Annotated in this window: 19 protein-coding genes and 1 tRNA gene; 12 read left to right on the top strand and 8 right to left on the bottom strand. The window is 69.4% G+C overall.

All coding sequences use genetic code 11. From position 1 onward, the window contains the following. The 8 genes from KME77_RS00225 to KME77_RS00260 form a co-directional block, all read left to right on the top strand. Positions 1 to 1,311: class I adenylate-forming enzyme family protein (locus tag KME77_RS00225; protein WP_219459885.1), on the top strand; the 1,311-nt coding region annotated here is incomplete at its 5' end. Beyond that, positions 1,308 to 2,675 (top strand): KamA family radical SAM protein, encoded by a 1,368-nt coding sequence (locus tag KME77_RS00230; RefSeq protein ID WP_219459887.1) that lies wholly within the window; start codon positions 1,308 to 1,310, stop codon positions 2,673 to 2,675. The genes KME77_RS00225 and KME77_RS00230, both read left to right, overlap by 4 nt. Further along, a complete protein-coding gene (locus tag KME77_RS00235; protein ID WP_219459888.1) occupies positions 2,672 to 3,664 on the top strand; it encodes an ATP-grasp domain-containing protein in 993 nt (330 codons plus the stop codon). The genes KME77_RS00230 and KME77_RS00235 overlap by 4 nt, the downstream gene beginning before the upstream one ends. Continuing rightward, positions 3,661 to 4,890, top strand: coding sequence for an AMP-binding protein (locus KME77_RS00240; protein ID WP_219459889.1), 1,230 nt, complete (start codon positions 3,661 to 3,663; stop codon positions 4,888 to 4,890). The genes KME77_RS00235 and KME77_RS00240 overlap by 4 nt, the downstream gene beginning before the upstream one ends. Next, entirely contained in the window at positions 4,887 to 6,140 is a 1,254-nt protein-coding gene (locus KME77_RS00245) for an MFS transporter (protein WP_219459890.1), read from the top strand. Before KME77_RS00240 ends, KME77_RS00245 begins: the two co-directional genes overlap by 4 nt. Then, positions 6,137 to 7,030 carry an SDR family NAD(P)-dependent oxidoreductase gene (locus KME77_RS00250; RefSeq protein ID WP_219459893.1) on the top strand — a complete coding sequence of 298 codons (894 nt, stop codon included), beginning with the start codon at positions 6,137 to 6,139 and terminating at the stop codon, positions 7,028 to 7,030. The genes KME77_RS00245 and KME77_RS00250 overlap by 4 nt, the downstream gene beginning before the upstream one ends. Further along, positions 7,027 to 7,488 (top strand): hydroxyphenylacetyl-CoA thioesterase PaaI, encoded by a 462-nt coding sequence (gene paaI / locus KME77_RS00255; protein WP_219459896.1) that lies wholly within the window; start codon positions 7,027 to 7,029, stop codon positions 7,486 to 7,488. Before KME77_RS00250 ends, paaI begins: the two co-directional genes overlap by 4 nt. A gap of 9 nt (positions 7,489 to 7,497) precedes the next feature. Continuing rightward, on the top strand, positions 7,498 to 8,754 hold the full coding sequence (locus KME77_RS00260; protein WP_219459915.1) for a phenylacetate--CoA ligase family protein: 1,257 nt from the start codon (positions 7,498 to 7,500) through the stop codon (positions 8,752 to 8,754). 268 nt (positions 8,755 to 9,022) lie between these two features. On the opposite strand, the gene KME77_RS00265 is transcribed toward KME77_RS00260, so the two are convergent. From KME77_RS00265 to galU, 7 genes are all read right to left on the bottom strand, one after another. Further along, positions 9,023 to 9,096 (bottom strand) — tRNA-Ala (locus KME77_RS00265). Between the two features lie 72 nt (positions 9,097 to 9,168). Further along, entirely contained in the window at positions 9,169 to 9,807 is a 639-nt protein-coding gene (gene sepX, locus KME77_RS00270; protein WP_219459917.1) for a divisome protein SepX/GlpR, read from the bottom strand. A gap of 76 nt (positions 9,808 to 9,883) precedes the next feature. Next, the gene (locus tag KME77_RS00275; RefSeq protein ID WP_219460059.1) at positions 9,884 to 10,537 is read right to left on the bottom strand and encodes a GNAT family N-acetyltransferase; all 654 of its coding nucleotides are present in this window, start codon (positions 10,535 to 10,537) and stop codon (positions 9,884 to 9,886) included. 115 nt (positions 10,538 to 10,652) lie between these two features. Further along, positions 10,653 to 11,156, bottom strand: a complete 504-nt coding sequence (locus tag KME77_RS00280; RefSeq protein ID WP_308250476.1) for a MogA/MoaB family molybdenum cofactor biosynthesis protein — start codon at positions 11,154 to 11,156, stop codon at positions 10,653 to 10,655. Continuing rightward, positions 11,144 to 11,611, bottom strand: a complete 468-nt coding sequence (gene moaC / locus KME77_RS00285; protein ID WP_219459919.1) for a cyclic pyranopterin monophosphate synthase MoaC — start codon at positions 11,609 to 11,611, stop codon at positions 11,144 to 11,146. Before moaC ends, KME77_RS00280 begins: the two co-directional genes overlap by 13 nt. Positions 11,612 to 11,676: 65 nt before the next feature. Next, the gene (glp, locus tag KME77_RS00290; protein ID WP_219459922.1) at positions 11,677 to 12,864 is read right to left on the bottom strand and encodes a molybdotransferase-like divisome protein Glp; all 1,188 of its coding nucleotides are present in this window, start codon (positions 12,862 to 12,864) and stop codon (positions 11,677 to 11,679) included. Then, a complete protein-coding gene (gene galU / locus KME77_RS00295; RefSeq protein ID WP_219459925.1) occupies positions 12,851 to 13,753 on the bottom strand; it encodes a UTP--glucose-1-phosphate uridylyltransferase GalU in 903 nt (300 codons plus the stop codon). Before galU ends, glp begins: the two co-directional genes overlap by 14 nt. 33 nt (positions 13,754 to 13,786) lie before the next feature. On the opposite strand from galU, the gene KME77_RS00300 reads away from it, so the two are divergent. The 3 genes from KME77_RS00300 (at position 13,787) to KME77_RS00310 (ending at position 16,282) form a co-directional block, all read left to right on the top strand. Beyond that, a complete protein-coding gene (locus tag KME77_RS00300; RefSeq protein WP_219460065.1) occupies positions 13,787 to 14,347 on the top strand; it encodes a 5-formyltetrahydrofolate cyclo-ligase in 561 nt (186 codons plus the stop codon). A gap of 24 nt (positions 14,348 to 14,371) precedes the next feature. Further along, on the top strand, positions 14,372 to 15,880 hold the full coding sequence (locus KME77_RS00305) for a potassium/proton antiporter (RefSeq protein WP_219459928.1): 1,509 nt from the start codon (positions 14,372 to 14,374) through the stop codon (positions 15,878 to 15,880). A gap of 69 nt (positions 15,881 to 15,949) precedes the next feature. After that, complete coding sequence (locus KME77_RS00310) at positions 15,950 to 16,282, top strand: FmdB family zinc ribbon protein (protein ID WP_219459932.1); 333 nt, start codon at positions 15,950 to 15,952, stop codon at positions 16,280 to 16,282. A 583-nt stretch (positions 16,283 to 16,865) separates the two neighbouring features. Here KME77_RS00310 and KME77_RS00315 read toward each other — a convergent pair. Next, entirely contained in the window at positions 16,866 to 18,833 is a 1,968-nt protein-coding gene (locus KME77_RS00315) for an MFS transporter (protein WP_219459934.1), read from the bottom strand. A 108-nt stretch (positions 18,834 to 18,941) separates the two neighbouring features. Here KME77_RS00315 and KME77_RS00320 point away from each other — a divergent pair, with 108 nt between their 5' ends. Next, entirely contained in the window at positions 18,942 to 19,748 is an 807-nt protein-coding gene (locus KME77_RS00320; RefSeq protein WP_219459937.1) for an S-methyl-5'-thioadenosine phosphorylase, read from the top strand. Positions 19,749 to 20,229: the final 481 nt, after the last annotated feature.

Here is a 20,229-nt window from a genome sequence, read left to right on the forward strand (position 1 = left end):
GTCGGCATCATCGCCGACGACACGACCAGGCTGCTCCTGGCCTACCGCAACGCCCCGCAGACCAGGCCCCGTTTCATCGCCCTGGCCGCCGAGGTGCGGGCCCACGACGCCGACGCCGACCGGTTACCGGAGGAGTACCCCTACCAGCACGATCCGGACGACATCGTGGCGTTGATCCACTCCTCCGGCACCACCGGCACCCCGAAGTCGACGACGCTCGGGCATCGCAGCTTCTGGGACGGCAAGCAGCCGCGGATGCTGCGCTTCCCCGCCGAGCCGTACGACAAGCTGATGTCGCTCATGCCGCACACCCACGCCGGCGGGCTCAGCTACTTCCTCACGGCGGTGCTGCTCGGACTGCCGACCGTGGTCATGGCGGACTGGCGGCGCCCGGCCGTGGAGCCGGTGATGGAGGCGTTCCAGCCGACCATGGTGGCCTCCTTCCCGAGGACCTTCGTGGAGCTGGCCACCGGTGAGCTCCCGGTCAAGGCCGCGGCGAAGGTCCACTCCTGGTTCAACACCGGAGACAGCGCCCATTACGGGCACATCGCCCGGCTGGTCCAGCTCGGCGAGCGGCCCGCCGGTCTGATCAGGTCGTGGCTGCTCCCGCAGGGCGCCGCCGCGGGCGAGCCGCTGCCCGGCTCCCAGTTCGTCGACGGGCTCGGCTCCTCAGAGATGGGGATGGCGCTCTTCGGCCAGGTGACCGCGCCGGAGACCCCGCGCGACGACCGGTGCGTGGGCAAGGCGCAGGACGCGGTGATCAAGGCCGCGGTGCTGGACGAGAACGGCCAGGAGGTGCCCGACGGCACCGTCGGCCTGCTGGGTGTGATCACCCCCTCGCGCACACCCGGCTACTGGAACGACGCGAGGCTGACCAGCAGTTTCGAGCTCAACGGCTACTGGCTGACCGGGGACGTGGCGCGCAGGGACAGCGAGGGCAACTTCTACCACCTCGACCGCACCGTGGACGTCATCGACACCGCGGCGGGACCGGTCTACAGCCTGCCCATCGAGGAGATCCTCATCGCCGACTGCGCGGACCTCGTCCAGGACTGCTCGGTCGTCGGCGTGCCCGGCAGGCCGGGAGAGGGGCAGCGCCCGATCGCCGTGGTGCGGCTGCAGGCCGGCGCCGCCGGTGTCACCGCCGGCGAGGTCCTGGAGAAGGCGAACAAGGCCCTCTCCGACGCCGGTCTGGCCACGCTCGCCACCGTGATCATCGCTCGGACCGACGAGGACTATCCGCTCGGCCCCACGGGCAAGGTGCTCAAGCGCGAGCTGCGTACCCGCCACGCGGTGCTGCTCACCGGATGAGCCATCAGATGAACGCCGCCCGCGGCCCGTACACCTATGTGCGCCGTCCGCTCGTCGAGCCGGACTGGCGGCGGCTGCCGGGCTGGCGCGGCGTCACCGACGCGCAGTGGCGCGATGCCCAGTGGCAGCGCGCCCACTGCGTGCAGCACGCCGGGCAGTTGCGCGCGGTGGTCGGTGACCTGCTCCAGGAGTCCTTCTACGCCGACCTGGCGGACGACCGGGCACGGTTCGCGACCATGTCCACGCTGATCACGCCCCAGTTGCTCAACGTGATGGTGCCGGAGGCCACGAGCGGTCCGGCCGCCTACACGCGGGCGTTCCTGGCGGACCCGATCCGCCGCTACCTGCTGCCGGTCGGCTCCGACCGGCATCCGGTCTGGCCCAGCCATCCACGCGCGCGCCGCGACTCGCTGCACGAGGCCGACATGTGGGTGGTGGAGGGGCTGACCCACCGCTATCCGACGAAGGTGCTGGCCGAGCTGCTGTCCACCTGCCCGCAGTACTGCGGCCACTGCACCCGGATGGACCTGGTCGGCACCTCGACCCCGCAGGTCGTCAAGGCCCGGCTCGCGCTCAAGCCCGTGGACCGGCAGGAGCTGATGCTGGACTACCTCAAGCGCACGCCCGCCGTACGCGATGTGGTGGTCTCCGGTGGCGACGTGGCCAACCTGCCCTGGCCGCGGCTGGAGGCGTTCCTGCTGCGGCTGCTCGAACTGGAGTCCGTACGGGACATCCGCCTGGCCACCAAGGCGCTGATCGGCCTGCCGCAGCACTGGCTGCAGCCCCGCGTGGTCGAGGGGATGGGCCGGGTGGCCGCCATCGCCCGCGCCCGAGGGGTGAACCTGGCCGTGCACACGCACGCCAACCACGCGCAGTCGGTGACGCCGCTGGTCGCCGAGGCGGCCCGGGCCATGCTCGCGGCGGGCGTGCGGGACGTGCGCAACCAGGGAGTGCTCCTGCGGGGCGTGAACACGACCCCGGACGACCTGCTGGACCTCTGCTTCGCCTTGCAGGGCGAGGCCGGGATCCTGCCGTACTACTTCTACCTCTGCGACCTGATCCCCAACGCGGAACACTGGCGGATCCCGCTCCACCAGGCGCAACGGCTGCAGGAGGCCATCATGGGCTATCTCCCCGGCTACGCGACGCCGCGCCTCGTGTGCGACGTGCCCTACGTCGGCAAACGCTGGGTGCACCAGGTGGTGGAGTACGACCGGGAACGCGGCATCTCGTACTGGACCCAGAGCCACGGGACCGGGCTCCAGCCGGTCGAGCAGGAGCGCCGCTTCCCCTTCTACGACCCGATCGACACCTTGCCCGAGCCGGGCCGCCGCTGGTGGGCCGGCGGAGAGGGACAACCATGACCTCTGGCACCCTGCGCCGCATGTGCTGGATCTTCCCCGACCGCGAGTCCACCCGGGCCACCGCGATGTGGCACCCCTTCTTCTGGGACCTGTACGCCGAGGTGGCCGCCGAGCTCGGCCTGCGCTGGACCAGGAACTCCCCGGACTCGGTGACGGTCGACGGCCTGGAACCCGGCAAGACGCGCGTCTACGTGGACGACGAACCCGTGACCCCGGAGGACACGCTCTTCATCACCGCCCTGTACTCCCTGCCCTACCAGTCGATGGACATCTTCAACCAGTACGCGCTGTACGCCGTGCTGGAACAGGCCGGCTTCTACCTGTCGTTCCCGCCGGGCCTGTCCCCCATCGCCAACGACAAGCTGGCCACGGTCCTCTTCCTGCACGATTCGCCCGTCCCGCCGGTGCCCACGCTCCGCATCGGAACCGGGCGGGACACCAGCAAGCACCTGTACGAGGTGGCGCTGTCGAACCTGACCTACCCGGCCATCGTCAAGCCGTCCGGGTGGTGCGGCGGCGGCGGGGTGAACCTGGCCCGCGACTCCGAGGAGATCCGCGGCCTGGCCAGCCTCGCGCAGGGCGGCGACACCACGCTCGTGATCCAGCCCTACCTGGGCGACGGCACGGTCGACTACCGGGTCTACGTCGTCGACGGCGAGCCGTACGCCGTGATGAAGCGCATCCCCGAGCCCGGCTCGCCGGTCGCCAACGCCAGCCGGGGCGGCGCGATGGAGTTCCCGCCCGTCCCGCCCGAGCTGGCCGAGGCGACGGCGTACTTCTACGAGAAGCTGCCCATCCCCTTCTTCTGCGTCGACTTCCTGTTCGACGGCGAGCGGTACTGGTTCTCCGAGCTCGAACCCGACGGGGTGATCGCGCCGGACTTCGGCGACCCCGCCCGCACGCTCCAGCGCGACGTCACCCGGGCCCGCTGGACGGCCTACCGCGACGCCCACACCCGCTGGATGACCGAAAGCCAGGTGAAGAAATGACCGGATCGTTCTCACTGCCGCCCGAGGCGGCCGAGCCGCACCTGCGCGTCCCGCGGCGAGCACTGGAGCGGCTCAAGACCGTGCCCGCGCTCGCGCCGCGCTACGCCGGCTACGACAAGGTGCTCACGCTGGAGGACGTCGCCGCGCTTCCCCCGCTGGTCAAGGACGACCTGAACGTGGCGCTGGCGCACCTGACGCCCAAGGCCGAGCAGGGCGCCACCTGGCTGTTCCAGAGCGGCGGCAGCACCGGCGCGCCCAAGGTCGGCTACGCCCCCACCGGCTTCTACATGGCCGGCGTGTACGAGCAGTGGCGGCCGCTGGAGCCGGACGACGTCTTCGTCAACGGCTGGGGCGCCGGCCGCATGTGGGGCGCCCACTTCCTGGCCGGCGCCTTCGCCGACCTGTCCGGCTGCCGGGTCATCGCGCTGGGCTCGGTGACGAAGGAGGAGTACGGCGACTGGCTGTCGTTCTTCGCCGCCCAGGGCGTGACCGCGTTCGGCGGCACCCCCAGCGTGCTGCGGCTGTGGTTCGCGCACGCGCGGGCCGCCGGCGTGCGCCTTCCCGCGCTGCGCAAGGTGCTCTGGCTCGGGGAGGCGTGGCATCCCCAGCTCGACGAGGACATGGCCGTGGTGGCGCCGGACGCGCGCCGCTGGGGCATGTTCGGCAGCACCGAGACCTGGGTCATCGGCACCAACACCCCGCAGTGCCCGGCGGACGTCTTCCACCCGCTGCCCGCGCAGCTCGTCCACGCCGACGCCGACGAGCTGCTGGACTTCACCACGCTCGACCCGGACGTGCTCAACCCGGTGCTGCGCTACCGCACCGGCGACGCCGGCCGCTTCGTGACGTGCGAGTGCGGCCGGGAGGGCAGCGCGCTGCGGGTGCTGGGCCGCCGCGACTCGGTGGTGCAGGTACGCGGGCTGGGGCTGCACGTGGACGACATCGTCGCCCAGGCCGAGCGCGAGCCGGGCGTCTCCAGGGCGCAGATCCTCATCACCGAGCAGGCAGGCCGGGTCTCCGCGGTGGACGTGCTGCTGCTGACCGACCAGGACGCGCCGCCGGACCTGCCCGAACGGCTGCGCGGGGAGCTGATGTCGGCGACGTTCACGATCAGCACGGCGTTCCAGCACGACCCGCACGCCTTCCGGGTCAAGGCCGTCGACGCGCTGATCAGCAACGAGCGCACCGGCAAGACCGCCGGTTTCGTCGTACGGGAGGAGCCGTGAGGTTGCCGGAGTCCCTGGGCAGGCAGTTCAACCTGTACTGGGGCGGCCAGACGGTGAGCCTCGTCGGCGACCGGATCACGGTGTTCGTGGTCCCGACACTGATGATCTTCGCGCTGCACGCCTCCGCGTTCGAGGTGGGCGTCGTGGCCATGGCCCAGTACCTCGGCATCCCCCTGCTGGGGCCGATCGCCGGGGTGCTGGTCGACCGCTGGGACAAGCGCCTGACCATGCTGATGTGCGACGTCGTACGGCTGGTGGCGGTGGCGGTGATCCCCGTGGCGTACTGGGCCGGCGTGCTGTCGACCCCGTTGCTGTTCGTCTGCGTGGCGCTGATCAGCGGCGCGACGATCTTCTTCAACGTCGGTTACCTCGTCGCCGTGCCCACCACGGTGCCGGAGGACAAGCTGGTGCGGGCGTACTCGCGCCTTGAGGGCAGCAGCACGGTGTCCGAGGTGGCCGGGCCGTCGATCGCCGCGGGCCTGTACCACGCGCTCGGGGTGGCCGCGCTGCTCGTCGACGCGGCCAGCTACCTGGTCTCGGCGGCGTGCTTCCGCTTCATGCGGCCCTGGGGGGTCAAGACCGTCCAGCAGGGGTCCGTGTGGTCGCGGCTGCTGCTGGGGTTCCGGCTGAACTGGGCCGACCCGGTGCTGCGCCGGGTGGTCATCGCGGCCGTGACCCTGAACTCGGGCGGCCCGATCTTCGTCACGGTCCTGCCGGTGCTGGCCTACCAGGGCCTGGACATCTCGGTCGGCGTGTTCGGGGCGGCGATGTCGGCCGGGGCGGGCGGCGCGGTGATCGGCGCGCTCGTCGCGCCCAGGATCAGCGACCGGCTGGGCCTGGGCCGGACCATGGCCTGGGGGCTGCTGCTGCACTGCCTGGTCGGCCTGGGCATCCTCGCCGCGCCCGCGCTGCCCGCCGCGCCCGTCATCGGCGTGACGTTCGGCTGCTACGGCTTCTTCATGTCGTGCATCAACGTCTGCAGCGCCCCCATTCGCCAGTCGCGGATGACGGCCGAGAACCAGGGGGTGATGCACGCCGCGTTCCGCAGTGTGACCTGGGGAGTGATCCCGCTGGCCGCGCTCGTCGGAGGCTCGGCGGTCACCCTGCTGACCGGCAGCCTGGGTGTGCTCGACGCGGCCAAGGTGGTCATGGTCGGCGGCACGCTGCTGGCCGCGTTCTCGTTCCTGCCGGCGGTGGGGATCCAGCCGCTGCTGGACCGCGCGAAGAACCTTTCGGAGAGCCCGGCATGACCGCCCCGACCGCGCCGACCGCGCGCTCCTCGCGGACCGTGCCGACCGTGCTGATCACCGGGACGTCGTCCGGCATCGGCCTGGCGACCGCGGTCACCGCGGCCAGGGCCGGGTTCGCCGTGGTGGCGACGATGCGCGACCCGGGCAAGGACGGCGCGCTGCGCGAGGCGGCCGGCCAGGCCGGGGTCACGCTGGACGTCCGCCGCCTCGACGTCACCGACGCCGCGTCCATCTCCTCGTGCCTCCAGGGCGTGCGCGAGGAGCACGGGCGGCTGGACGCGGTGGTCAACAACGCCGGGGTCTCCAACTTCGACCCGACGATGGAGATGTCCACCATGGAGGCCCTGCGGGCCAACCTGGAGGTCAACTTCTTCGGCGTCGTCGCCGTGAGCCGGGTCGCGATGCCGCTGCTGCGCGCCGCGCGTGGCCGCCTGCTGACCATCGGCAGCGTGCACGGGGTCGTCGGGCAGCCGTTCAACGAGGCGTACGCGGCGGCGAAGTTCGCCGTCGAAGGGTTCATGGAGAGTCTGGCTCCGGTCGCGGCGGCGCACGGGGTGCGGGTCAGCGTGGTCGTGCCCGGCTTCGTCCCAGACACCGAGTTCGGGATTTTTCCTGACATCAACCGGGGGACCATCCGGGCGGCCTCGGGGCCGTACGCGCCGACGTTCGACGGCTACCTCGACTGGGTGCGCGGCGCGGGCTGGGAGGCGGCCGGCCAGTCCAAGTGGGAGGTGGCCGAGGTGGTGGTGCGCGCGCTGAACGAGGACGAGCCGCCGTTCCGGATCCCCACCAGTGCGTGGGTGTCGGCGTACCTGGCGGGCAAGCTCGCCGACCCTGACGGATCGGCCGTGCAGGGCCTGGCCAGGACCTGGATCGGAGCCCCCGTATGAGCACTGGCACTGGCACTAGTGTCGGCGTGGATGTCGAGGATCCTGCCTGCCGTTCGCTCGGCATCGCGCTGGAGGAGGTGGCCGCCGGCCGGGCGCGGCTGCGGATGCGGATCACCGACGAGATGGTGAACCTTCACGGCGTCGCCCACGGCGGCTACCTGTTCCTGCTCGCCGACGCCGCGTTCGCGTACGCCTGCAACAGCCATGGCCGCGTCACGCTGGCGCACAGCGCGCAGGTGACGTTCCTGCGCCCGGCCGCGGCCGGCGACGAGCTGGTGGCCGAGGCCACGGAACGCGTCAGGTACGGCAGGAACGGCGTCTACGACGTGACGGTACGGCGGCCGACCGGCGAGATCATCGCGGAGTTCCGCGGCCAGAGCGTGACCGTCTCCGGCAGACCACCAGGCGACCTGACGGCTTCCGGCAGGCCACCGAGTGACGACCGGACAAGGACCTAGGAGACACACATGCCCGCCAAATCCCTGCGCGACCTGGTCGATTTCGCCCGCCGCCACTCCCCCTTCTACGCGGAGACGTACCGCGACGTGCCCGACGGCGCCGACGACCTCACCCAACTGCCGATCATCGACCAGACCGCCTTCTGGGCCGCGAACGTCTACCCGGACAACCGGCTGCTGACCGGACCGCTGACCGACGCCGGCGTGTACACCTCCGGCGGCACCACCGGCGCCCCGAAGTTCTCCCCCTGGACCCGGACGGAGCACGCCGACTCGGTGACCGCCTTCGGCGCGGGCATGGTCCGGGCGGGGCTGAAACCGGGACACCGGGTGGCGAACCTGTTCTCGGCCGGCGAGATGTACGGGGGCTTCCTCTACATCGAGCACGCGCTGCACAACGCCCCCGTGGAGAACGTCCGGCTGCCCATCGCCGGCCACGCCCCCGACGACTTCGTCGCCGACCTGATCGCGTACTTCGGCATCGACGTGCTGGCGGGCCCGCCGATGAAGCTCGCGACCGTGGCCGACGCGGTGAACGCCCGCGGGCAGGCGGCCGACACGGTGGAGCTGCTGCTGTTCGCCGGCGACTTCCTCTTCGACGACCTGCGCCCCCAGCTGGCCAAGGCGTTCCCCGGGGCGGCGATCGCCTCGCTCGGATACGCCTCGGTGGACGCCGGGCTGGTCGGCGGCCCGGTGCCGGGCGACGACGTGCGCGTGCACGAGGCCTTCGCCAACCGCACCCTGGTGGAGCTGGTCGACGACTCGACCGGCGAGCCGATCACCGTCCCCGGAGTCCCCGGCCGCGTGATCGTCACCAACCTGTTCAGGACGCTGATGCCGATCATCCGCTACCCGGCCGGCGACATGGCGGAGTGGACCGACCCGAGCTGCCGCGCGTTCCGCCTGCTCGGACGGTCGACCGAGGGCGCCAGGGTGGAGACGGTGTCGATGTCCACGGAGGCCATCCGCGCGGTCCTCATCGCGGCGGACCCGGACCGGGCCATGTCGGGCATGCAGATGGTGCAGCGCCGCTGGAACGGCAAGGACGGGCTGACGCTGCGACTGGCCTGCACCGAGGAGCCACCGCCGGAGCTGACGCAGCGCCTCATCGACGCCGTGTACGCGGCCAGGCCCCTGTATCCCCAGACTGTGGAGGAAGGCGGCGTCCACCCACTGACGATCGAATGGGTACGGCCCTCGGACCTGGTACTGCACCCCCGTACAGGGAAGGTCTTGCAGGTCGTGGACGAACGCCCGCGCTCCTGACCGGAGGAGATCGACGGCGAGCGCGCAGCCGATCAATTACCCCGAGTTCGCCCCCGTCCACCACCGTCACCGAAACCGTCTACCGCGAGCCTGGTCGGCCCCCGCAACACCACCGTCACTGAGACCGTCTACCGCAAGCAGCTCCGCCCCGTCATCCTCGACGGCGCAGAAGCCATGGACCAGATCTTCAGGGACACATAGTCACTCAGTTAGTCACCCAGCAACGCAAAAGGCCGCTTCCAACACTCTGGAAGCGGCCTTTGACCTGTGGAGATGAGGGGATTCGAACCCCTGACCCCTTCGATGCGAACGAAGTGCGCTACCGGACTGCGCTACATCCCCAAGGACTCGACCAGATTAGCAAACTTCCAGCAGTCCTCGCGCCACGCATCTCTCCGCCCCCGAAAGAGCAGGTCAGTCCCCCACCGCGCGACGCGGCGGTTCCGCGTACTGGTCGAACAGGACGTCCTCCTGCCGAGCCGCCAGATCGATGATCTCCGCCTGCTCCCGCTCGGCCGCCAGCTGCGCCGCCCGCCGCTGTTCGCGTGCGCGCCGCGTCCGTTCGGCGCGCGCCAGGGCGGCGCGGTCGCGACGTTCGCGGTCCACCTGTACGGCGATCCGCAGGAACAGCATGTATCCCAGCATGATGACCCCGGCGGGCGCGATGCCCCACCAGGGGATGACCTTGACGCCGGCAGTGACCACGGAGGCGATCACGAGCAGGGCGGTGAAGAACAGCAGCCGTCTGCGCCGGGCCACGATGATCGCCCGCCGCCGGAGCCGGAACTGCCGTGGATCCACCCGTTCCACTTCCACGGGCGGCGATTCCGGGTCATCCACCGCTTCGGCCGCGGTGGCCGACAGGTCCGGCAGTTGGTGTTCGCCTGTGTAGTACTCCTCAAGCTCCGCCAATTCCGCGAGATTCGTCTTATCTCGCCTCAACCACATCGGAACGAGCACACACAGCCACATGACGACGATCGCCAGGTAGAGGAGGATGCTCACAGCCACCTCCGGGCACAACAAGAACGCCTGCGTCTTTCCGGCGCCCATGATGTGCTCACGTCACGCACCGTAAGACCGCGTGTCACTGATTGACGAGCATTCGGTGCGGTGTGTCGCGAGATCGTCAAACCTCTTCTACCGGAGACCCGCCGTGAGCGGCTGACTCACGGGCGCGACGCCACTGTACGAGCAATCCGCCGGGTACGTCCTCGACAGTCAGCGCATAGCAGATATGGTCGCGCCAGGCTCCATCGATGTGAAGTTGGCGACGCCGAATGCCTTCTTCCCTGAATCCCAGTTTCTCAACCACTCGGCGGCTGGCCTGATTTTCGGGGCGGATGTTCGCTTCGAGCCGATGCAGGCCCGTGGTGAAGAAGCAGTGGTCGACAGCCATCGCGAGCGCGGTCGGGGTGATGCCCCGCCCGGCGAGCGAGCCGTCCACCCAGTATCCCACCTGGGCCGAGCGGGCCGAGCCCCACACGATCGCGCCGACGGTCAGCTGCCCCGCGAACCGGCCACCGTACGTGACGACCCACGGCAACGCGAGCCCCTGCCTTGCTTCGCGGCGCAGGGTGCCGACCATGGAGATGTACGGGCCCAGACCGGTCCTGAACAGCGGCGTCTCCGGATTGCTCGGCTCCCACGGCCGCAGCCAGTCGGCGTTGCGCAGTCGCGTGTCGCGCCACACGCGTACGTCGGCCAGCCGCAGGGGCCGCAGGCCTACCGGGCCTTCGTTGAGCACCGCCGGCCAGCCACGAAGTCGATCCACACCTCTCATCATCCCCCTATCGGGCACGATGTCGCCACGGATCAGCAGCGGTGACTCTCCGCACACCGAATCACGTTCCATATCGCGGCCGCCGACGAGGGCTCGGTGGGGACGCGGCGAAGACTCAGCGCGGGTGATCGCCGCCGCGAATCTGGTCGACGGCATGCTGGAGTACAGGGGCCAGTACGGCCATGCCATCCCGTACGCCGCCGGACGATCCGGGCAGATTAACGATCAACGTCTGGTCGGCTTGGCCCGCGAGACCACGGGACAGAATCGAGGTGGGGACTTTGTCGCGGTTCGCTTGCCGGACAGCCTCCGCTATCCCGGGAATTTCCCGAGAAATGACCCGCCGGGTCATCTCCGGCGTCAGATCCATCGGCGTCAGCCCGGTCCCTCCGGTGGTCACTATCACCTGATATCCGGACGACACCCCTTCCCGGAGTGCCTCCTCGACCGCCTCCCCGTCGGGCACCACAACCGGCCCCTCGACCTCACACCCGGCCTCGCCCAGCAGCTCAACCAGGAGCGGTCCCGATTTATCGGCATAAACCCCGGCGGAGGCCCGGTTCGACACCGTGACCACCAGCGCCCGGATCACCGCACCAGAAGACGTCACCGCGTCCACAACCCGGTCTTACCGCCCACCTTCTCCTCCACCCTCACATCGGTGATCACCGCGGCGGGATCCACCGCCTTCACCATGTCGATCAACGCCAGCGCGGCCACCGACACCGCCGTCAACGCCTCCATCTCGACCCCGGTACGGTCGGCGGTCTTCACCCGGCAGGTGATCGCCACTCCCCAGTCCTCGACGTCGAGCGACACCTTCACCCCGTGCAACGCGATCGGATGACACAGCGGGATCAGGTCCGGCGTCCGTTTCGCCCCCATGATCCCCGCGATCCGCGCGACACCCAGCGCGTCGCCCTTGGGCACCTCGCCCGACCGCAGCAGCCGCACCGCCTCGGCCGACAGCATCACCCGCCCGGTGGCCGTGGCCGTACGCGCGCTGACGTCCTTGGCGGACACGTCGACCATCCGTGCCGCGCCCGTCTCGTCCAGATGCGTGAACTCACTCACAGCCGGACCATCTCCACCTGGCAGCCCCGATCCGCCCACAGCCAGCCCCTGCCCGTCCGACCCGCTCACAGCCGGATCACCTCCACCTCCGACCCGGCGGCCACCTCGGTGACGGACTCCGCCACCACGATCAGCGCGTTCGCCGACGCCAGCGCGGCCAGCTGATGTGACCCCTGCCCCCGCACAGGCGAAACCGTCCCATCCTCGGCCAGAACCCCCCGCAAGTACGACCGCCGCCCCGAAGGCGACCGCAACGCCCCGGTGACGATGGCCGACGAGGTCTCCGGGAACCCCGCCGGCAGCCCGCGCATCTTCATCACCGCAGGCCGTACGAACAGCATGAACGACACGAACGACGACACCGGATTCCCCGGCAGCGCGAAGATCGGCACCTGGTCCTCGCCCACGACGCCGAACCCCTGCGGCATCCCGGGCTGCATCGCGACCTTCTCGAAGTTCACCGTGCCGAGCGGCGAGAGCGCTTCCTTGACCGGCTCGTACGCCCCCATCGACACGCCGCCGCTGGTCACGACCGCGTCGGCGCGTACGAGCTGGGCGTCGAGCTGTTCGAGGAAGGCGGTGGGATCGTCGCCGACGGTGGTGGCCCGGAACCCCTCGGCCCCGGCCTCACGCACGGAGGCGGTCAGGGTGAAACTGTTGGAGTCCCAGATCTGCCCATGCCCCAGCGGCATCCCAGGTTCCACCAGTTCAGCCCCTGTGGACAACACCACGACCCGCGGCTGCGGCCGTACCAGAACCCGCCGGCGTCCCACCCCGGCGATGATGCCGAGCTGCGCGGGCCTGATCAACGTGCCCGCCTTGAGGACGACTTCCCCGGTTTGGACGTCCTCGCCCGCCCGCCGGACGGCGTTTCCCGCGTCGGCGGTGCGGGAGATCGTGACCGTCACCGTCCCGCCGTCCGTCCACTCCACCGGGATCACCGTGTCGGCGCCGCCGGGCAGAGGCGCTCCGGTCATGATTCGTACGGCATGTCCGGGACCGACCGCCCGCAGCTCGCCGGAACCGGCGGCCACGTCGTCGATCACCGGCAGCGTGACCGGTACATCCGCGACATCCCGCGCCCGTACCGCATATCCATCCATGGCGGAGTTGTCGAACGGCGGCAACGGCACCGGCGAGGAGACGTCCTCGGCCAGCGTCGTGCCGAGTGCCCGTTCCAGCTCCAGTTCGAGCGGCGCGAGCGGACGTACCGTGGCCAGAATCTCCGCCAGATGCGCCTCAACCGATTTCATCGAGGAACTCCCGCAGCCATGGCACAAAATCGGGCGCCAGGTCTGGCCGGTCAGCGGCGAACTTCACCACCGTACGCAAATAGTCGAGCTTGTCCCCTGTGTCATAGCGGCGTCCCCGGAACAGCACACCGTGCACCGGCCCGCCCTCGTCGGTGCCGCGCCCGGCGAGCGTGCGCAGCGCGTCGGTGAGCTGGATCTCGTTGCCGCGGCCGGGCGGGGTGTTCTCCAGGACCTCGAACACGGCCGGGTCGATGACGTAGCGGCCGATGATCGCCCAGTTGGACGGCGCCTCGTCCACCGGCGGCTTCTCCACCAGGTCGGTCACGCGGACGACGTCGTCCTCGGCGGTGTCCTCGATCGTGGCCACGCCGTACAGCGAAACCTGCTCCTTGGGCACCTCCATCAGCGCGATCACGCTGCCGCCGTAGGTGCCGCGCACCTCGATCATGCGTTCCAGCAGCTTGTCGCGGTAGTCGATGAGGTCGTCGCCGAGCAGGCAGGCGAAGGGATGGTCGCCGACGTGCTGCTTGGCGCAGAGCACCGCGTGCCCGAGCCCCTTGGGCTCGCCCTGCCGCACGTAGTGCAGGGTCGCCAGCGAGGCCGGCTCGCGGACCTGGGACAGCCGGTGCTCGTCGCCCTTGGCCTCGAGCACCTCCTCCAGCTCGAATGCCCGGTCGAAATGATCCTCGATCGACCGTTTGTTCTTGCCCGTGACCATGAGGAGATCAAGGAGCCCGGCGGAGGCCGCCTCCTCAACGACATACTGGATCGCGGGTTTGTCGACGATGGGCAACATCTCCTTGGGTGTCGCCTTGGTCGCCGGAAGGAATCGGGTGCCCAGACCTGCGGCGGGCACGACGGCTTTCGTCACAGGGTCGAAGTCAGCCATGAGTAGACCCTAGTGGAGGTATCTGTGGACAAGATGAATCTGCGCCGTGAACTGCTTTTGGCGCGTGGCCTCCTCTCCCCTGAAGAGTTGCGGATAAACGCCGCCAAAGTCCGAGAAACTCTGCTCGACGAGCCGTGGGTGCAGATGGCCGGGCTGGTGGCGTGTTACTGGTCGATCGGGGCGGAGCCGGAGACGCACGGCCTGGTGTTCGCTCTGTGGAAACACGGCGCGACCGTGATCCTGCCCGTTCTCCAGGAGGACAACGACCTGGACTGGGCGGTTTATGACGGTCCCGACACGCTCGCGCCCGGCCGCCTCGGGCTCATGGAGCCGGTGGACACGCGGCGCGGCGTCGACGCGATCCGCACGGCCGCCCTGGTCATCGTCCCGGCGCTCGCCGTGGACAAGCGCTCGGGTGTACGACTGGGCCGCGGCGGCGGCTCGTACGACCGCGCTCTGTCCAGGGTCGGGCCGAATGTGCCGACGGTCGCCCTTCTCCACGACGGCGAACTGATCGAGGATGTGCCCACCGAACCACATGACCAGCGGGTGCGCTGGACGATCAGCCCCCAGGGACTCACTAGGCTTATGTGAACTAATCACATGAGAGGGGGCCAGATGACGCTGGATGTCTGGCTCCTTATCGGCGCCGTGATCGTCATCGCGGCCATCGGCTCCGTACGGATCGCGCATCGCAGCGGTTTGCCCAGCTTGTTGCTGTTCCTCGGGCTGGGCCTGATTCTGGGCGAGTCGGGGTTCGGAATCCCGTTCGACAACCCGGAGGTCGCCCAGCAGATCGGCCTCACCGCCCTCGCGGTCATCCTGGCCGAGGGCGGTTTAACGACGAACTGGAGCCATGTACGCCGCTCCGTGCCGTTGGCCCTGGTTCTGGCCACGGTGGGCGTGGCGGTGAGCATCGTGGTCGTCGCGCTGGCCGTGCAGGGGTTGCTGGGGTTCGAGCAGAATGCCGCGTTGATCCTCGGCGCGGTGCTGGCCTCGACCGACGCCGCCGCCGTGTTCTCGGTCCTGCGACGGCTGCCGCTGCCCTCACGTCTGGCCGGCGCGCTGGAAGCCGAATCAGGCTTCAACGACGCACCCACGGTCATCGCGGTCATGCTGCTCAGCGGCTCCATGACGGCCCCGCAACCGACAGTCGGCTCGTTCCTCCTCCAAACGGGCATCGAGCTGCTCATCGGCGGCGCGGTCGGCCTCGCCGTCGGCCCCGCGGGCGCGTACGCGCTGCGCCGGGTCGCGCTGCCGGCCTCCGGCCTCTACCCGATCGCGGTGCTCTCCCTCACCTTCGTCTCCTACGGCGGCGCGGTGCTGCTGCACGGCTCGGGCTTCCTGGCCGTGTACCTGACGGCACTCATCCTGGGCAACTCACGGCTCCCCCACCGGGCCGCGACCAGGGGTTTCGCGGAGGGCGCCGCCTGGCTCGCGCAGATCGGCCTGTTCGTGATGCTCGGCCTGCTGGCCAGCCCGCGCGAGATGCCGTCGGCGATCGTGCCCGGCCTCATCGCGGGGACGGTCCTGGTGCTCCTGGCCAGGCCGCTGTCCGTGGTGATCAGCGCGGGCGTGACCCGGTTGCTGCGCTTCGACCGTACGAACTGGCGCGAACAAGCCTTCCTCTCCTGGGCCGGATTGCGGGGAGCGGTCCCCATTGTCCTGGCGACCATTCCCTGGGCGGCCGGCGTTGAGGGCTCGAAGGACATCTTCAACGAGGTCTTCGTGATCGTGATGGTGTTCACGCTGGTCCAGGGCCCGACGCTGCCGTTCGTCGCCCGCCTCCTCGGCGTGGCCGCCCCCGGCGAGGCGCACGACCTCTCCGTCGAATCCGCGCCGCTGGAGGAGCTGAAAGCCGACCTCCTCCAGGTCAAGATCCCCTCGGGCTCCCAACTGCACGGCGTGGAGATCTTCGAGCTCCGCCTGCCCAGCCAGGCCCAGATCACCCTCGTCGTCCGCGACGGCAAATCCTTCGTCCCAGCGGGCAGCACCCGCCTGCGCGCCGACGACCAACTCCTCGTCGTCGCCACCGCCGCCGTCCGCGACCAGGTCGAACGCCGCCTGCGCGCCGTCAGCCGCCGCGGCAAGCTGGCCGGCTGGTACGGGGAACGGGGTTTGGAATAAGTCGTATTGACGCATCGGTTAGCATTAGCAGTCGCATCGTTCGAGTGCCAGAAGTTCCAAGGAGGACGCGTGCCGACCTACCAGTACGCCTGCAACGACTGTGGTGAGCAGCTTGAGGTCGTTCAGAAGTTCACCGACGATGCGCTGACCGTGTGCCCCAACTGCCAGGGCAACCTGCGGAAGGTGTTCTCGGCGGTGGGCATCGTGTTCAAGGGCTCCGGCTTCTACCGCACGGACAACCGCTCCTCGTCGAACGGCAAGTCGTCCAGCGACATCAAGACGTCGTCCGACAGCAAGTCCTCTGACAGCAAGTCTTCCGACTCCAAGCCGTCTGAGTCGAAGCCGTCGTCGTCCTCGTCTTCGTCGTCTTCCTCCCCCGCGCCCGCGGCAGCCGCCTCGTAGAGGCTCTTCTTCGGCCGTAGCTCCCCTCCGCGTCAGAGTCCCGCCGCGCCTTACAAGCCTTTTTTCTTGTACGGCAAGCATGGGCCGGCCCCAAACGCCGCACATGGCTGAGGACCTCCAGGGATACGGCCTCTGAACCCGCACCTGGCTGTCCGCCGTTACGAACCGCGGACAGGGGCTTACGTTCGTAACCGCTGACCACCTACGCGTGGAACCGGTGATCACATGATGCGCGCGTAACTGGTGTTTTGATGCGCGTGTAACTGGCGTCCACTTGCGCGTGCAACTGCTGACCAGCAGGCACGCCGACAACCGGCGCCCGCAGCATCCCAGCCTTCTCCCAGCCCGGCGACCCCCTCGCAGCCTCTCCACTCGCCCCAGGTGCATCGCGCTACCGCACCCCTGCTCGCCTCCGCCCATCGCGCTACCGAGCTCTCGCCTTCTTCTCCCCGTCACACAACCACTTCTCCCCGTCACACAACCAGGCCTTTCACCTCCTCCCACACCCCAGCTGCCCACCGGAAGGCCCGCTTGCTGCCGAGGCGCTTTCCCGGAACCCGCCTCCCCACCAACGGGCCATCTCCTACCTCGGCCGGTCCGCGTTCGCCCCCAGCAACGCAGGACCAACCCGCTCCACCAACCGCTCCAACTCCGAACTCGGCCCCCAATCCGCCACCAACCGGCTCAGCCCCTCACAAGAGCACCGCAGCAACCGCAACGCCACCTGCTGCCCCTCCCCCGTGAGCCGCAGCATCTCCCCATCCGCCGACCGCTCCACCAGCCCTCGTTCAACCAACTGGTCGGCATAGGGCCGCCCCTCCTCCCGGCTGACGTCCGCCCGCTGCGCCAAGTCGGCCGCCCTGACCCACCCCTCACCACCCAAGCGAGCCACGATCCACACCCCTTGCGGCGAAATATCGCCCATCCCAGCCAACTGGCCAAGCCTGTCGTAATACCCCTTACGCAGATCCGCGTCGGCCAGCCGTACCAGCCCTCTCTCCACCTCGGCCAGCGACGACCGCTCAGCCGACGTGGCCCCCAGCCCCTCACCCAGATCAGTCGCCTTGGTCGTCTCCCGGAGCCGCTGCTGCGGAATCAGCCAGCTCAGCAGAAACGCAACGAACACGATCGGCGTGGCCACCCGGAAAACAGTCGCGATCGCATCCGCGTACACGTGCAGGAACTCGGCCGCCAACCCACGCGGCAACCGCTGGATCACCGTCGGATCCTCCTGGATCCGCCCAGGCTCGAACCCCGCCGGCAACCTGACCGACGCCAGCACGTCCCCCAGGTCGGAGTTCAGCCGCGCCGTGAACACCGACCCGAGCGTGGCCACCCCGAACGACCCGCCGATGGACCGGAAGAAGGTGGCCCCCGACGTGGCCACGCCAAGATCCCGGAAGTCCACCGCGTTCTGCACGACGATCACCAGCACCTGCATGGTCATCCCCAGCCCCACCCCCAGGACCAGCAGAAAGACCCCCAGCGTCAACAGACTGCTGCGCTCGTCGAGCATCGACAGCAGGAACATCCCGACCGTCGCCACAGCCGTCCCCGCGATCGGCAAGAACCGGTACTTGCCCGTCCGAGTGATGATCTGCCCGCTCACGATCGACATCGTCAGCATCCCCGCCATCATCGGCAGCAGATAAACCCCGGACAGCGTGGCACTCACCCCATGAACCACCTGCAAGTACAGCGGAAGGTACGTGAGCGCCCCGAACATCCCGAACCCCACCACGAACCCGACAACAGACGACATCGAGAACGCCCGCAACCTGAACAACCCGAGCGGCAGCACCGGCTCAGCCGCCCGCCGCTCCACGAACACCCACCCCGCCACCATAGCCACGGCCGCCACCCCGAGCCCGACGATCACCGGATCGCCCCACGGATAAGTGGTGCCGCCCCAGGTGGTGATCAGCACCAGGCACGACGTGGCGCCGCCCAGCAGCACGACACCCGCGTAGTCGATCCTGTGCTTGGTGCGTGTGTCGTCCCCCGGCAGCACCGCGATGATCACGAACAGCGCGACCGCCCCGACCGGCAGGTTGACGTAGAACACCCAGTGCCAGCCGAGATGATCGACGAACACCCCGCCGAGCAGCGGCCCGACGATGCTGGACACCGCGAACACCCCGCCGAAGAACCCCTGGTACTTCCCCCTGTCACGCGCCGACACGACGTCGCCCACGATGGCCTGAGCCAGTACCATGAGCCCGCCGCCACCGAGCCCCTGGATCGAGCGGAACAGAATAAGCTCACCCATGTTCCGGCTGAGCCCGCAGAGCGCAGAGCCGATCAAGAAGATCACGATCGCGGCGACGAACAGCCGCTTACGCCCGAACTGATCCCCCAGCTTGCCCCAGAGCGGCGTTGACACCGTCGAGGCCAGCATGTAGCCGGTCACCACCCACGACAGCTGCTCCAGCCCGCCGAGGTCGCTCACGATCGTCGGCAGAGCCGTCGAGACGATCGTCTGGTCGAGCGCCGCGAGCAGCATGCCGAGCATGAGCGCGATGATGATGAGGCCGAGGCCCTTCTGCCGCATGCAGCGATACTACTCTTCGCACATGAGTGCTAACGCTACGCCGCCACTTATCCACAGAACCCCGTTCGGCTGCCGACCCGCCCATCCGATGCCGCTACTCTCGGCGCCATGGTCACTCGTGCAGATATCGGCGTCATTGGCGGTTCGGGGTTTTACTCCCTTATCGACGACGCGGAAGAGATAGACGTCGCCACGCCCTACGGCCCGCCCAGCGACGTCGTCACGGTCGGGCGCATCGGCTCGCGCACCGTGGCGTTCATCCCCCGACACGGCCGGGACCACCGCTTCCCGCCGCACCGCATCCCATATCGCGCCAACCTCTGGGCGCTCCGCTCGATCGGCGTACGCCAGGTGCTCGCCCCCAGCGCCGTCGGCTCCCTCCGCGCCGAGCACGGCCCAGGTGCGCTCGTCATTCCCGATCAACTTGTCGACCGCACGTCAGGCCGAGTTCAGACTTACTACGACATCGACGGCGCAGTGCACGTGTCGTTCTCCGACCCCTACTGCCCGACAGGCCGTTCCGTGGCCGTGGCGGCCGCCCGCGCCGGCGACTGGGAGACGGTCGACGGCGGCACCCTCGTAGTCATCGAGGGCCCTAGATTCTCCACCCGCGCCGAGTCCCGCTGGTTCGCGAGCAACGGCTGGACGATCGTCGGCATGACCGGCTTCCCCGAGTCCATCCTCGCCCGCGAGCTGGCACTCTGCTACACGTCCCTCTCCCTGGTGACCGACCACGACGCGGGCGTCGAGGCGGGCGAGGGCGTGACCCATGACGAGGTGCTCAAGTTCTTCGCCCAGAACGTCACCCGCATGCGCACCCTCGTGTCCGACGCCGTACAGGCCCTGCCCCGCGAACGATCATGCGCCTGCGGCTCAGCCCTGGACGGAATCAAGCTCCCGTTCGACCTGCCGTGACGATGAGCACCGTACAGAGGCTCCCCCGCCATCTCGCCCCCCGCCTACCCGACTACGTGAGGCAAGCCGCCTCCACCTCCACCGCCCATCCCACCCTCACCCGATGGGCCAACCGCAGCACACCATCCCCCCACCCCCACACACCCCCTGATCGCAATGCGGCACCAACCGGCGATCCACCCACCAAACACCCCCTCCTCGGCCGCCGCCGTCAACTACTCGGCGGCGGAGGAGGAAGAGGCAGAAGTAGGGGCAGAAGTAGCGGCCGACGCCGACGTGCCCTCGCCGCCCTCCTCGCAGGCACCGGCGTCCTATCCGCATATGTCGCCCTACGCCCCACCACCCCGACGTCCTCAGCCCTGATAGCGACCCACGACCTCTCCCCCGGCGTACTCAAGCCAGGAGACCTACGCCCAGCCGCCGTAACCCCTGTCCCCGCCGGCGCCATCCGCACAGGCGCCACCGGCCGCGTTCTCACGAC

Origin of the sequence: Nonomuraea rhizosphaerae, from assembly GCF_019396405.1 — a bacterium.
Taxonomy (GTDB): Bacteria; Actinomycetota; Actinomycetes; order Streptosporangiales; family Streptosporangiaceae; genus Nonomuraea; species Nonomuraea rhizosphaerae.